The organism is Mycolicibacterium gadium, assembly GCF_010728925.1.
Classification (GTDB): domain Bacteria; phylum Actinomycetota; class Actinomycetes; order Mycobacteriales; family Mycobacteriaceae; genus Mycobacterium; species Mycobacterium gadium.
This window is the reverse complement of record NZ_AP022608.1, coordinates 1,055,887-1,069,572: the sequence shown is the minus strand read 5'-3', so window position 1 is coordinate 1,069,572 and position 13,686 is coordinate 1,055,887. Positions and strand designations below refer to the sequence as shown.

The window sequence follows — 13,686 nt, the reverse complement described above, 5'->3', positions numbered from 1 at the left end:
GCACCGGCCCAGATCGAACGTCTCGGCCTACTCGCAGAGGTTGGCGGCGGCCGCGTCGTAGAGCACCTGTGCGTGCTCGGCGGTGATGTCGTTGCCGGTGTTCGTGTAGATCGAGACAACCGTGGTGCCCTCCGGGATGCCCGCTGCGATCTCGTTGCATACCGCCTGGCCCATCTGCAGGGCAGCATCGTTGGGTTCGATGCCGCCCGCCTGTACTGCGTCTAAAAAGGCTGCGTCATCCGCATAGGCCGGCGCCGCGAGTGCGAGGCCAAGTGCCAGCGCTCCGATTGACGAGACTACGAGCTTCTTCATAGTCGAATTCCCTCCACCCTTTTGTTGCGCAGCGTTTTCCGAGCCCGGGTGTGATCAAGGCGATCACTCGGCACGTTGCATCGGCGCAGTTTATGGCGAAATCTGCGTTACCGTCAATTTATTGCATTGTTATCGTCCTTTTATTGCCATGGCTACGGTTGACCTGCGCGGACGCCCGACAGTTCGGTAATTTCGCGGTATGTCTGACGACGGTGTCACGCTGATAGGCGACGTATTCGGGAAGCGTTATGGCGAGGTGCTGCTGGTCCGGAACGCCGATTCGGGACCCGAGGCCACCGTGTACAACACTTTTCCGCTCAACGACTGTCCGGCCGAATTGTGGGACAAGTTGGACGCCAACGCCATCGCGGCGGAAAACGACGCGGTCGCCGCACTTCTCAACGGACCTCGCTATTGGCTGATGAGTAGCATTGGCAAGCGCGATCGAGATCACCTGGAGCACGAGAGCTTCGGCGGGCTCGAGATGATCCGACAAGCGACTGTGAAGCTCTCGTCGATGAATCCCGCGCCCTATCAAACGAACCGGGTCAACCGAAAAGCACTGTTCACGTTCGACGCAGGTCGCGAGATCTACGAACTCGTCGATCCCGATGGCAGGCGTTGGGTGATGCAGACGTTCAGCCAGACTGTCGATCCCAACTTGTCGCTCGCCGATCTACCCGGCCTCGCCGGTCGCCTGTCCCTGCCGGACGGCTGGCGCTACGAAGCGCGCACACCCACGTCAACGCTGTTTGTCGACACCACGAACACCGACGCCAGTGTGACGCAGGACGACTTGGCGAACAGTTATTCGCTTCAAGCGCAGTCCTAGCTCGTGTCCATCGCGAGATAGGCGTCGCGGCCTGCCAGGCTCACCGCCACGTCGGAAATCAGCGGGTCGAAGAACCGCTCCCGGTAGATCGGGTCGACACTGGTGCTGACGGTGAAGTACAGGCCCGACAGCACCGCCACAAACAGCGAGACGTGCACGATGGTTTGCGCCACCGGCACATGAACGCCGAACCACGTTCCCGCGCAGGGCGGTTCGCCGATCGGGCACGACTCCTCGGCTGACCACAACACCGCGACATCGTCGGGCACCGCGACGATCCCGAGCGCCACGAAGAACACGAACAGGCCCGTGGTAAAGAGCACCACCTGGATCGCCTGTGCCACCACCATCACCGCGACGACGTTGACCTGTTCGGCGAACGACAGCGCGGTACGCGGGGGCGCCTGACCATCGGGGGTGTCGAGCGGGGTCCCTTCGAGCAGTTTGGCCGGGTCCCCTTGACCGGCCCGATCTTCACGCAGCGCCTTCACTTCGTCGCGAATGGTCGCGACCATGAACAGGATCGCCACGACGGCGAGGAATCCGATGGTCTGCCAGAGCCGTTCGCGGGACATCCGGGCCGCCAGCTGCCACAGCTCACCGGTGAAATACACCACCACCGTCAACATGAGAAGCGGTAGCGCACGGCTCATCAACGTACCGAGCGCACCCACCTGCAACCATGCGAACCTGAATGCCCACAGCGCAATTGCACCGATGCCGAGGTAGGTCAGCCAGATCGCAAGCACCGCAACGACGGCGAATCCGACGATCTCGGCCATGGCGATCCCGGAGAAGCCGTTGTCGGCGAACGGCAGTCCGAGCACGAACAGCGCCATCACGAGCAGGGCAGCCGTTCGGCGGCCCGCCTCGCCACGCGTGGTGCCGGAGCGGTGCAGCAGGTAGAGCGCAAACGGGGCGACGATCAACGCCAAGGTGAGTACGCCGAGGCGGATCGCGTAGCCGTAGTCGGGGTCGCCATCGGTCAGCTCGGTCAGCGTCATCGTCAGCGCGATGAGCGCACCAATACCGCTGACCATCGGCGCTGACCGGTCAATCAGCGCGCGCGACCGGACCCGCCGCGTCAAGACCAGTGGCAGCCCGCGATGGAGAAACCATTCGTGGACGCCCCGCATGTCGGACACGCGCATATTGTGCGGGAAACCGAGGCCCGGTAACGGTCAGCGCGCCGGAACTGCCGCCCGGTAGCGGTTGCGGGCCACCAAGGTGAGCCTGAGTTCATCGCTCAGCGGGTCGAGGAACTGCTTTCGGTATTCGCCGTCGCCCGCGGATTTTGCGCTGACGTACATGAACGTCAGCGCGCCGAGGAACAACGTGACCTGGATGAGGGACTGCGGCACCGGGATCGTCATCCCGAGGAATGTTCCATCGCTGGACCCCTCACCCCGCGTCCACGCCGACAGCACCTCGGGCGACAGCAAGATCAGACCGAGAATCAGGAAGATCAACGCCGTGACGATGGCAACCACGAAGATGTGGGCGAGTTGCGAAACCGCAAGCACGAACATCACATTGAGCCGTTCGGCGCGATTGAGCGTCTGCGTCCCGGACGGATCCGGCATCGCCGAAAACGGAGTGTCGGCGAGTTCGGCGCCACGATCGACGGCAGCATCCGGAGCCTCTATCACCGGGCGGAAACGGTCGATAGTGACGGCCACGACGAAGGCCGCGGCGATGAGCGAGAGGAACATCAGGGCCAGCCACAACCGGCTGCGCGAGATGCTGGCCGCCATCAGCCACACCGGTGAATTGAAGAACACCAGAAACGTCAGGAGCAGCACCGGCAGCGCACGAATCATCAGCCTGCCCACCGCGGCCAAGCGGGAGAAGGTCTTTCGCGCGGTCCACGACAGGATGGAGCCGAGGCCGGTCGCGGTCATCGCCAAGATGGCGGCGATGACCACGGCTTCGAAGATCAGATCTGCCAGCACCCGGGGGCTCGGACCGCCGATGATGCCGCCCGCGATCCCGAACACCAGCGCGGCGGTCGCCGCGACCGTGCGGCCCCGCACGGTTGAGATTCTGGACACCAGCCAGCCCACCAGCGACGCAAGGGGCAGTACGAGGACAACCAAACCCAGTACGAACCATTCTGTGCGGGTCGGCCCACCCTCGATGTCGATCGTGTGCTTACCGGTTACTTCCACGACGACGGCGGAATTGACCATGAACACCGCGAATGCCGCCAGCGCCGGCGCCGATCGCGGCCAGAGGCGGCGCACCAGCCGTCCTGGGCGCAGCACCGCGGGAAGCCCTTGGGCGAGGAACCAGGCGTCCGCCGCCCGCCGTTGTTGAACGTCAATCATGGAGCGCCCGCCGCTGCGGGTTGTCGGTCAATTGGATCGCGGCACGCCACGGACCGACTCGCGGCGCGTAGTGCTCAGTGGCGGAGGCGTCCCAGTCAGACGGCACGGTCGCAGGCTACTCGGACCGTCCCCTAGGCTGGGCAGATGCAACGGATTATCGGAACAGAGGTCGAGTACGGCATCTCGTCGCCGTCCGATCCCACCGCGAATCCGATATTGACCTCCACCCAGGCGGTGCTGGCGTACGCGGCGGCCGCGGGCATCCAGCGGGCCAAACGCACGCGCTGGGACTACGAGGTCGAATCGCCCCTTCGCGATGCCCGCGGGTTCGATCTGAGCCGGTCAGCAGGTCCGCCGCCGGTGGTGGACGCCGACGAGGTCGGCGCGGCCAACATGATCCTGACCAATGGCGCCCGGTTGTACGTCGACCACGCACATCCGGAGTACTCCGCGCCGGAGTGCACCGACCCGCTCGACGCGGTGGTCTGGGACAAGGCCGGCGAGCGGGTGATGGAGGCCGCAGCGCGCCACGTCGCGAGCGTGCCTGGGGCCGCCAAGCTGCAGCTGTACAAGAACAACATCGACAACAAGGGCGCCTCCTACGGGTCCCACGAGAACTACCTCATGAGCCGCCAGACACCGTTCTCGGCGGTGATTGCCGGGTTGACGCCGTTCCTGGTGTCGCGTCAGGTGATGACGGGATCGGGCCGCGTCGGAATAGGGCCGTCGGGCGACGAGCCGGGCTTCCAGCTGTCACAGCGCTCGGACTACATCGAGGTCGAGGTCGGGCTCGAGACGACGCTCAAGCGCGGCATCATCAACACCCGCGACGAGCCGCACGCCGACGCCGACAAATACCGCAGGCTCCACGTCATCATCGGCGACGCCAACCTTTCCGAGACGTCGACCTATCTCAAGCTCGGCACCACCGCGTTGGTGCTGGACCTGATCGAAGAGGGCATGGACCTCACCGATCTGGCCTTGGCCCGGCCCGTGCACGCCGTGCACGTCGTCAGTCGCGACCCGTCGCTGCGGGCCACCGTCGCACTCGCCGACGGCCGTGAGCTGACTGCCCTTGCGCTGCAACGGATCTATCTGGACCGGGTGGCCAAACTGGTGGACAGCCGCGACCCCGACCCACGGGCCGCGCATGTCGTCGAAACGTGGGCCAACGTGCTCGACCTATTGGAGCGAGATCCGATGGAGTGCGCGGAGATCCTGGACTGGCCCGCCAAGCTGCGGCTGCTGGAAGGCTTTCGTAACCGGGAGAACCTCGGCTGGTCGGCACCGCGTCTGCACCTCGTCGATCTGCAGTACTCCGACGTTCGGCTGGACAAAGGCCTGTACAACCGGCTCGTCGCCCGCGGCTCGATGAAGCGACTGGTCACCGAACAGCAGGTGATCGACGCCGTCGACAACCCACCCACCGACACGCGGGCGTACTTCCGCGGCGAATGTCTTCGGCGGTTCGGCGCGGACATCGCCGCGGCCAGCTGGGACTCGGTGATCTTCGACCTCGGTGGAGATTCGCTCGTCCGGATTCCCACCCTCGAGCCGCTACGCGGCAGCAAGGCCCACGTCGGCGCCCTACTGGATTCCGTGGACAGCGCCGTCGAACTGGTGGAACAGCTCACCAACTGAGCCTCGAGGTGGCGCACTATCCACGGCATCCTGTGCGCTGACCGGTAGGGTGGAGTCACGGCGGGCTGCGATAGGCCCGCCGCAGACATACGCAGGAGGCGGCGATGGCGCAGGAGCAGACGAAGCGTGGTGGCGGCGGCGGCGATGACGACGACCCCACCGGTAGCGCAGGCGCAGGCCAGGAACGTCGCGAGAAGCTCGCCGAAGAGACGGACGACCTGCTTGACGAGATCGATGACGTGCTGGAAGAGAACGCTGAGGACTTCGTTCGCGCGTACGTCCAGAAGGGTGGCCAGTGACCTGGCCGAACCGCGAACAGCTGGCCTTTCCCTCTCCACTCCCAGGCGTGCCGTCCGTTCCCGTGGACCTGTCGTCCTTCTCTGAACTGCTGCGGCGCCAGGCACCTGAATTGCTTCCGGTGAACAAGCACGGCACCGTGCCCACGGATGCGGTTCCGCACGGGACGACGATCGTGGCGCTGAAGTACCCGGGCGGCGTGGTGATGGCAGGTGACCGCCGCTCGACGCAGGGCAACATGATCGCGGGCCGCGACGTGCAGAAGGTCTACATCACCGACGACTACACCGCGACGGGCATCGCAGGCACCGCGGCCATCGCGGTGGAATTCGCCCGGCTGTACGCCGTCGAGCTCGAGCACTACGAGAAGCTCGAGGGCGTCGCACTGACGTTCGCCGGCAAGGTGAACCGGCTGGCCACCATGGTCCGGGGCAATCTCGGTGCGGCCCTTCAGGGCTTCGTCGCGTTGCCGTTGCTCGCCGGCTACGACCTCGACGACCCCAATCCGGTGGCCGCGGGCCGCATCGTGTCGTTCGACGCGGCGGGTGGATGGAACTTCGAAGACGAGGGTTACCAGTCGGTGGGCTCGGGTTCGATCTTCGCCAAGTCGTCGATGAAGAAGCTCTATGCGCAGGTCTCCGACGCCGACTCCGCACTTCGGGTCGCCGTCGAGGCGCTCTATGACGCCGCCGACGACGACTCCGCGACAGGCGGGCCGGATCTGGTGCGCGGCATCTACCCGACCGCGGTCGCCATCGGCGCGGACGGAGCCGAGGAGGTTCCGGAGGAACGCATCGCGCAGTTTGCCCGACAGATCATCGAAAGTCGATCCAGGGCAGACACATTCGGCCCGGATGCGACGCATCGATCCACGGACGCCCGGGGAGAGTCGTGAGCTTTCCGTATTTCATCTCGCCCGAGCAGGCGATGCGCGAGCGTTCGGAGCTCGCGCGTAAAGGCATTTCCCGCGGACGCAGCGTCGTCGTACTGGCGTATGCCGACGGTGTCCTGTTCGTGGCCGAGAACCCGTCGCGCTCGCTGCAGAAGGTCAGCGAGCTGTACGACCGGGTCGGCTTCGCGGCCGTCGGTCGATTCAACGAGTTCGACAACCTGCGCCGCGGCGGAATTCAGTACGCCGACACTCGGGGCTACGCGTACGCCCGTCGCGATGTCACCGGGCGTCAGCTGGCCAACGTATACGCCCAGACGCTCGGCACGATCTTCACCGAGCAGGCCAAGCCGTACGAAGTCGAGCTCTGCGTGGCCGAGGTGGCACATTTCGGTGAATCGAAAGCTCCTGAGCTGTATCGGATCACGTACGACGGATCGATTGCCGACGAACCGCATTTCGTGGTCATGGGCGGCACTACCGAACCGATCGCCGAGAAGCTCAACGAGTCTTACACCGAGAACGCCGGGCTGGCGGACGCCGCGAAGATCGCGATCGAGGCGTTGAAGGCCGGCGGCAACGGTGAGCCGCGCACGCTCGGGGCGGCGACGCTCGAGGTGGCCGTCCTGGACGTGAACCGGCCGCGTCGCGCCTTCCGGCGGATCACCGGCTCGGCGCTGGAGGCGCTGCTGCCCGTAGCGGACGCCGGGAAAGGCGAACCGGAGGCCAAGTAGTCCGTCACGCGGCGTCGCTCGGGCGCGCCCGGATGAGGACGAGCTCGGCGAACTGCTCGGGGCATTCGAGTGGCGTGAAATGCCCGGCATCGAACGCGACGTGCAGCTCCACATCGCTGAAGTAGGAGTCGAGGCGGTCGGACCACTCACGCGGGAACAGCGGATCATGCTGGGGCCACAGCACATCGGTGGGCACATGAATCTTTATGGCGCGATCCGGCGGTAATTCGGTGAGTGACTGGGCGATCATTCCCGCACCCGCGCGGTACCACGCGATCGACGCGGTGAATGCTCCCGGCAGCGCATAATCCGATACCAACCGTTCCAGATCATCCTCGGGGACAGCGAAATTCGGTGCGGACCAATGCGACCAGAAGTGCCGAAGGTATTCCCGGACGGCCTCGGGATTGCCATCGATCAGCTGCGCGGCGAGCGGCAGCTGGTGGAACGCCTGATACCAGAACTCGCTCTGCGCCCGGGCGGTCAGCACCCGGTCACCGGCACCGGGCAGTGGGGGAGAGAGCACCAACGCCGACACCAGATCGGGTTCCATCCGGGCGACGCTCTGAGCGACCCGGCTGCCGACGTCGTACCCCGCGAGCACCACCTGGGAAAGCCTGAGTTCTCTGATGAGCCCGATGATGCTGGCCGCCTGCGCGGTGGCGCTGTAGAAGTGGCGGACGGCGACAGCGTGCTTGTCGGATCCGCCGAATCCGCGCAGGTCGGGGACGATGACATCAGTGGCCCCGGACAGTAGCGGCGCAACCCGTCGATAGTCGTGGCGGTTGCCGGGCCAGCCGTGCAGCAACACCACCGGCGGCGCACCCCTGACGCCGAATCGGTCAAATGCGAGCCGGAAACCGTCCACCGGGGCGCTGCGCGACCACATCGGCCCATTCTGGCCGTCGTTCGACGGTAATGGCTGGTTTTGCCACCGTTAACCGGTCATCTGGATTCGCTCACGGTCGCCCGTGATCACCGCCAGGATGTTGCGCCAGGAGTCTGAGGGCGAATTCAACACATCGGAGTGCGCGTCGAATCCGGCCATGAGGCGGCCGTCGTCGTAATAGCCTGTCGCCAAATGGATTACGCCCGGCATCTCATCCGGGTCGGCGCCGTGCGGACCCCGCGGCAGGCCCTGCACGACCTGAATGAGGTCACCCGGCGCTGTGATCGAGTAGCGCACCACGTCGGGATTACGGTTGTGCCATTCACTCGGATCCTGAACTCCGACACCTGCGCCCGCGGCCGCGACATACATCGTCTGGTCGGCGGTCAGGCCCAACGCTTCGGCGGTGCCCAGGATCGAACCGCCGTAGGAGTGGCCGATGTAGGTGACCGGCACGGGCGCCCGGCCCACCGCCTGTGTGTCGACGGTGCGGTCGACGTCCTCGCTGAACGCCACCAGCCGAGGTGCCATGTCCAGCGCGTATCGCGGGCTGGCGGCCTCGACGACACCGGAAACGAGGTTGCCTCGGGGAAACGGTCCACCCAGGTACGTCAGAACCGCCACATCGCCACCGCCGGCAGCGACAAACCGGCGTGCCGTCGCAGTGTTGGCGGCCGACCCCTCGATCGTCGTGTTCATGCCCGGTACCAGCACCGCGACGCTGCGGGCCGCCGCCAGATCGCCGTTGAGCTCGACGAGCGAGGCTCTCGCCGGGTCAAACGCCACGATCTGCCGGTCGACCCGACGCCCGCCACCTGCCGGATCGTCGACCTCACCGAGCAGCGTGCGGTAGAAGGCGGCGCGGTGCGGATCGGGTTCGTCGAGAATCGCCTGGGCGATGTTGGTGCGATTCGCCGCGATGCGCATCTCCCATGGCACGCCATCGGTGTTGCCGACCTGGCGCGGGAACTCGGCGACGAGCTTGCTCCGCTGTTCGGGTGTCATGGCCGCGATCTGGGCAGCGATCCGATCCTGGCCCATCACGGGCCAGCCGGCCACGACGTCGCCGGGCGCCGCGCCGGCGGGCATCGTCGCGGTGGGCACCGAAAGCGGGGTGGCGAGCGCCTCCTCGATGTCGCGGGCGGCGTCCGCGTCCGCGGCTCCGAGCCGGTCGAGCGCGTCGATCAACCGCCGGGTCAGCTCTTGAGCCCGGACGAGGAGCAACTCGTCGGCCACCCCGCCGTGCCCGCCCGACAGTGCGATCAGCAACGACGAGGGCGCATCGTGGACGGATACCGTGCCGTCGTCGGAGACCGCGAAGCCGTCGGACTCGGCGATCCCCACCAGAGCCAGCACTGCGGAGCGGGCGATCGCGATCTGTTCGGCAGCGTCATGGGCGGCGATCGCGGCAAGCACCATCGCCCGGGCCAGCGCATCGGAGGCCCGCCCGACCGTGAGGGCTTCGTCACGGGCGGCCTCGGCCGCCGAGCCCGTCCACACCTGCTGCGCGCCGATGACCCCCTGGATCACGCCGTCGACACCGGCGTGCACGTCGGTCACCGCGGCCTGCCAGCTGGCTGCGGCCTCACGCAGCGAGTTCGGTTGCCACGCTTGCGCATCGGACACAGTCGGACGCGTTCGGCCCCCCATGCCTCATGCTGACAGATCAGTCGAAAGGCGCGCTCGAGTTATCCACAGGGGCGGCGACCCGCGGCGCCCCTCCCAAACCAGCGACACCGTCAACAGTGTCGTTCGGCGCGGCAGCACTCCGCGTCCGACCAGCAACCAGTAGTCTCGAACAGGTGCAGCGACGAATCATGGGCATCGAGACCGAGTTCGGTGTCACCTGCACGTTCCACGGCCATCGTCGGCTCAGCCCCGACGAAGTCGCCCGGTACCTTTTCCGGCGCGTGGTGTCGTGGGGCCGCAGCTCCAACGTATTTCTGCGCAACGGCGCCCGGCTCTATCTCGATGTGGGCTCCCACCCTGAGTACGCCACCGCCGAATGCGACAGCCTCGTCCAACTGGTCACCCATGACCGCGCCGGTGAGCGCGTGCTGGAAGACCTGCTGATCGACGCCGAGCAGCGACTTGCCGACGAGGGCATCGGTGGCGACATCTACCTGTTCAAGAACAACACCGACTCGGCGGGCAACTCGTACGGCTGCCACGAGAACTACCTCATCGTGCGTGCCGGCGAGTTCTCCCGCATCTCCGACGTGCTGTTGCCGTTCCTGGTGACCCGCCAGCTGATCTGCGGCGCGGGCAAGGTGCTGCAGACACCGAAGGCGGCGACGTTCTGCCTGTCCCAGCGTGCCGAGCACATCTGGGAAGGCGTCTCCTCGGCGACGACGCGGTCCCGGCCGATCATCAACACTCGCGACGAGCCGCACGCCGACGCCGAGAAATACCGGAGGCTGCACGTCATCGTCGGCGACTCCAACATGTGCGAGTCGACCACCATGCTCAAGGTGGGTACGGCGTCGTTGGTGCTCGAGATGATCGAGGCCGGCGTCGCCTTCCGCGACTTCTCGCTGGACAACCCCATCCGGGCGATCCGTGAGGTCAGCCACGACCTCACCGGACGGCGTCCCGTCAGGCTGGCGGGTGGCAGGCAGGCCAGCGCGCTGGACATCCAGCGCGAGTACTACGCCCGCGCCGTCGAGTATCTGCAGAGCCGCGAGCCCAACACTCAGATCCAGCAGGTGGTCGACCTGTGGGGTCGTCAGCTGGATGCGGTCGAAAGCCAAGACTTCGCGAAGGTCGACACCGAGATCGACTGGGTCATCAAGCGCAAGCTGTTCCAGCGCTACCAGGACCGCTACAAAATGGAGCTGTCCGATCCGAAGATCAGCCAGCTGGACCTGGCGTATCACGACATCAAGCGGGGCAGGGGCGTGTTCGACCTGCTGCAGCGCAAGGGGCTGGCCGCGCGGATCACCACGGACGAGGAAATCGAGGCCGCGGTGAACACCCCGCCCCAGACCACCAGGGCCAAGCTGCGCGGCGAGTTCATCTACGCCGCACAGGAGGCGGGTCGCGATTTCACCGTCGACTGGGTCCACCTCAAGCTGAACGATCAGGCGCAGCGCACCGTGCTGTGCAAGGACCCGTTCCGTTCGGTCGACGAACGCGTCAAGCGGTTGATCGCCTCTATGTGAGGCGGCGGTGCAGCGACACCGCATAGTCGCCGCCGTGGAACGGTTCGCGATCCCAGGTCGCCCAGCGATCGACCAACTCCAGGCCCGCGGCGGCGCAGGCCGTGTCGTAGTGGTCGAGTGTCAGCCGGCCCGTGGTGAGCTGGAATCCCGCGACGAACAATCCGCCGGGCGCCAGAAGGGATGCGAGCTGGGAGATGACCGTCGCCTCGGTTCCGCGGGCGACGAAGATCATCACGTTGCCCGCCAACGCGACGACGTCGAACTCCGAGTCAAGATGCGCGCTCGCCTCGCTCAGGTCCGCCAAAATCCATCGCAGTTCAGGTGCCTTGGCGCGGGCCGCGGAGAGCATGCCCTCGTCGAGGTCCATGCCGGTCACCGAGAATCCACGAGCCGCCAGCTCGATCGCCACCCGGCCGGTCCCGCATCCCGCGTCGAGCACGCGACTTCCACCCGTCTCGCGGAGCAGCGACTCGATCAGATCGGCCTCGCCGTGGATACTCTGACCTGCGGCGGCCAGTTGACGCCACCGCTCGTCGTACGCGTCGCCACGGGGTGCGTCGGTGTCCTGCCAACGACTGCCCACAACTCACCCTAAGCTCATAGGAGTGGCGATTTCCAAAGTCGAACGGTTGATGAACCTCGTCATCGCCTTGCTGTCGACGCGCACCTTCATCACCGCCGAGCGAATCCGCGAAACGGTGTCCGGCTACTCCGACAGCGCCAGTGACGAGGCGTTCTCCCGCATGTTCGAACGCGACAAGAACGAGCTGCGTGACCTGGGCATCCCGCTCGAGACGGGTCGTGTCTCCCAGTTCGACCCGACCGAGGGATATCGGATCAATCGCGAGGCGTACGCGCTGCCCGCGGTCGAGCTGACCGCGGACGAAGCCGCGGCCGTCGCCGTGGCGACGCAGCTGTGGGAGTCTCCCGAGCTCATCACCGCCACCCAGGGCGCGCTGCTCAAGTTGAGGGCCGCGGGGGTCGACGTCGATGCGCCGCACTCCGATGTAGCGATCACGTCGACCGCGGCGCTGCCGAGTATGCGAGGTTCGGAGGAAGTGCTGGGAATTCTGTTGTCCGCCATAGATTCTCGACAGACAGTGCAGTTTCCGCACCGGCCGTCGCGCGGCGAGCCCTATGTGACACGGACCGTCGAGCCGTGGGGCGTGATCACCAACAGGGGACGCTGGTACCTGGTCGGACACGATCGCGACCGTGACGACACCCGCACGTTCCGGCTCTCCCGCATCGGAGCCGAGGTGACGACGATCGGCCCGCCGGGAGCGGTGCAACGTCCCGAGGGGACCGATCTACGCCAGATCGTCGAGCGTGCGGTTGGCGAGTTCCCGAGCAGCGGGCACGCGAGGGTGTGGGTCGCCGACGGCCGCGCGACCGCGCTGCGGCGCCGAGCGACCGTCATCGGTCCCCGCACTTTAAACGGCCGGGCCGGCGAGGAGATCGAGCTGGACATCGGGATGATCGACAGGCTGGCACGAGAGGTCGCGAGTTACGGTCCCGACGCCGTCGCGTTGGAACCCGAGGCGCTGCGGGCGGATGTGCTGGATCGGCTGCGCGCACAGGCACGTCAGACGGACGAGGTGCGGGCATGACCGCGATATCGACACGGCTGGTGCGGCTGCTGAACATGGTCCCGTACTTCCAGGCCAACCCGAGGATCACCTACACCGAAGCGGCATCCGATCTCGGCGTGAGCGTCAAGCAATTGCGTGACGACCTCAACCAGCTGTGGATGTGCGGGCTGCCCGGTTACGGTCCCGGAGACCTCATTGATTTCGAATTCTCCGGTGACACAATCGAAGTCACGTTCAGCGCGGGTATCGACCACCCGTTGCGGCTGACATCGCCCGAGGCGACGGGAGTGCTGGTGGCGTTGCGTGCGCTGGCCGAAGTGCCGGGCATGGTCGATCCGGAGGCCGCCCGCAGCGCCATCGCGAAGATCGAATCGGCCGCGGGTGTGGTCGGACATGGTGAGGGCACGACGGCGGCGGCGGTCGACGAGCGCGCGCCGATCGAAAGTGAGGCCGCCGCGGCGGTACGGGCAGCCGCGCGCGACGGGCGAGCCCTGGCGATCGAGTACTACTCGGCATCGCACGACATGCTCTCGAGCCGCGTCGTCGACCCGATTCGCGTCGTGCTGGTCGCCGACCACAGCTATCTGGAGGCGTGGTGTCGATCGGCTGAGGGCGTGCGGTTGTTCCGCTTCGACCGCATCGTCGACGCGCATGTCCTCGACGAGCCCTCCGCGCCGCCACCACCGGCCGTGCAGGCCGGACCCGACACGTCGCTGTTCGACGCGGACCCGTCGTTGCCCTCCGCACTTCTGCTCATCGATCGTTCGGCCTCGTGGATGTTCGATTACTACCCGCTGCGGGAGATCCGTGAGCTGCCCGACGGCGGCTGGGAGGCGGCGATGACCTACGCCTCCGAGGACTGGATGACCCGGTTCGTGCTCGGCTTCGGTTCGGCGGTACGGGTCCTGGAACCCCAGTCGCTGGCCGACCGGGTCAGGGAATCCGCCGCCACGGCGCTCAGCGCCTACGGCGTCGCCGGGTAGACTCGTCCCCGTCGTCTGGAGGTGACCAA

14 protein-coding genes are annotated in these 13,686 nt (G+C 66.4%); 8 read left to right on the top strand and 6 right to left on the bottom strand.

The window, feature by feature from the left end:
* Nucleotides 1-27: 27 nt before the first annotated feature.
* Nucleotides 28-312 (bottom strand): DUF732 domain-containing protein, encoded by a 285-nt coding sequence (locus G6N36_RS05175; RefSeq protein WP_163685522.1) that lies wholly within the window; start codon nt 310-312, stop codon nt 28-30.
* 199 nt (nt 313-511) lie between these two features.
* Here G6N36_RS05175 and G6N36_RS05170 point away from each other — a divergent pair, with 199 nt between their 5' ends.
* Nucleotides 512-1,144, top strand: a complete 633-nt coding sequence (locus G6N36_RS05170) for a hypothetical protein (protein ID WP_163685521.1) — start codon at nt 512-514, stop codon at nt 1,142-1,144.
* On the opposite strand, the gene G6N36_RS05165 is transcribed toward G6N36_RS05170, so the two are convergent.
* Entirely contained in the window at nt 1,141-2,295 is a 1,155-nt protein-coding gene (locus tag G6N36_RS05165; RefSeq protein ID WP_163685520.1) for a hypothetical protein, read from the bottom strand. The genes G6N36_RS05170 and G6N36_RS05165 overlap by 4 nt on opposite strands.
* Before the next feature lie 30 nt (nt 2,296-2,325).
* Nucleotides 2,326-3,471 carry a hypothetical protein gene (locus tag G6N36_RS05160; protein WP_163685519.1) on the bottom strand — a complete coding sequence of 382 codons (1,146 nt, stop codon included), beginning with the start codon at nt 3,469-3,471 and terminating at the stop codon, nt 2,326-2,328.
* A 144-nt stretch (nt 3,472-3,615) separates the two neighbouring features.
* On the opposite strand from G6N36_RS05160, the gene dop reads away from it, so the two are divergent.
* From dop to prcA, 4 genes are all read left to right on the top strand, one after another.
* A complete protein-coding gene (gene dop / locus G6N36_RS05155; protein ID WP_163685518.1) occupies nt 3,616-5,112 on the top strand; it encodes a pup deamidase/depupylase in 1,497 nt (498 codons plus the stop codon).
* Nucleotides 5,113-5,216: 104 nt separating this feature from the next.
* Nucleotides 5,217-5,411, top strand: coding sequence for a ubiquitin-like protein Pup (locus tag G6N36_RS05150; RefSeq protein ID WP_014213325.1), 195 nt, complete (start codon nt 5,217-5,219; stop codon nt 5,409-5,411).
* Entirely contained in the window at nt 5,408-6,304 is an 897-nt protein-coding gene (gene prcB / locus G6N36_RS05145) for a proteasome subunit beta (RefSeq protein WP_163685517.1), read from the top strand. Before G6N36_RS05150 ends, prcB begins: the two co-directional genes overlap by 4 nt.
* On the top strand, nt 6,301-7,032 hold the full coding sequence (gene prcA / locus G6N36_RS05140; RefSeq protein ID WP_163685516.1) for a proteasome subunit alpha: 732 nt from the start codon (nt 6,301-6,303) through the stop codon (nt 7,030-7,032). The genes prcB and prcA overlap by 4 nt, the downstream gene beginning before the upstream one ends.
* A 4-nt stretch (nt 7,033-7,036) precedes the next feature.
* Here the strand turns inward: prcA and G6N36_RS05135 are convergent, their stop codons facing one another.
* Both G6N36_RS05135 and G6N36_RS05130 read right to left on the bottom strand, forming a co-directional pair.
* Nucleotides 7,037-7,921, bottom strand: a complete 885-nt coding sequence (locus G6N36_RS05135) for an alpha/beta fold hydrolase (protein ID WP_163685515.1) — start codon at nt 7,919-7,921, stop codon at nt 7,037-7,039.
* A gap of 48 nt (nt 7,922-7,969) precedes the next feature.
* On the bottom strand, nt 7,970-9,571 hold the full coding sequence (locus tag G6N36_RS05130; RefSeq protein WP_163685512.1) for an alpha/beta hydrolase: 1,602 nt from the start codon (nt 9,569-9,571) through the stop codon (nt 7,970-7,972).
* A 152-nt stretch (nt 9,572-9,723) separates the two neighbouring features.
* Between G6N36_RS05130 and pafA the strand changes: the two genes are divergently transcribed.
* Nucleotides 9,724-11,082, top strand: a complete 1,359-nt coding sequence (gene pafA, locus G6N36_RS05125; RefSeq protein WP_179964719.1) for a Pup--protein ligase — start codon at nt 9,724-9,726, stop codon at nt 11,080-11,082.
* On the opposite strand, the gene G6N36_RS05120 is transcribed toward pafA, so the two are convergent.
* Nucleotides 11,075-11,665: a class I SAM-dependent DNA methyltransferase gene (locus G6N36_RS05120; RefSeq protein WP_163685510.1), complete on the bottom strand. Its 591-nt coding sequence runs from the start codon at nt 11,663-11,665 to the stop codon at nt 11,075-11,077. The genes pafA and G6N36_RS05120 overlap by 8 nt on opposite strands.
* Before the next feature lie 22 nt (nt 11,666-11,687).
* Here G6N36_RS05120 and G6N36_RS05115 point away from each other — a divergent pair, with 22 nt between their 5' ends.
* Nucleotides 11,688-12,692 (top strand): helix-turn-helix transcriptional regulator, encoded by a 1,005-nt coding sequence (locus G6N36_RS05115; RefSeq protein WP_179964718.1) that lies wholly within the window; start codon nt 11,688-11,690, stop codon nt 12,690-12,692.
* Complete coding sequence (locus tag G6N36_RS05110) at nt 12,689-13,657, top strand: helix-turn-helix transcriptional regulator (protein WP_163685508.1); 969 nt, start codon at nt 12,689-12,691, stop codon at nt 13,655-13,657. The genes G6N36_RS05115 and G6N36_RS05110 overlap by 4 nt, the downstream gene beginning before the upstream one ends.
* Nucleotides 13,658-13,686: the final 29 nt, after the last annotated feature.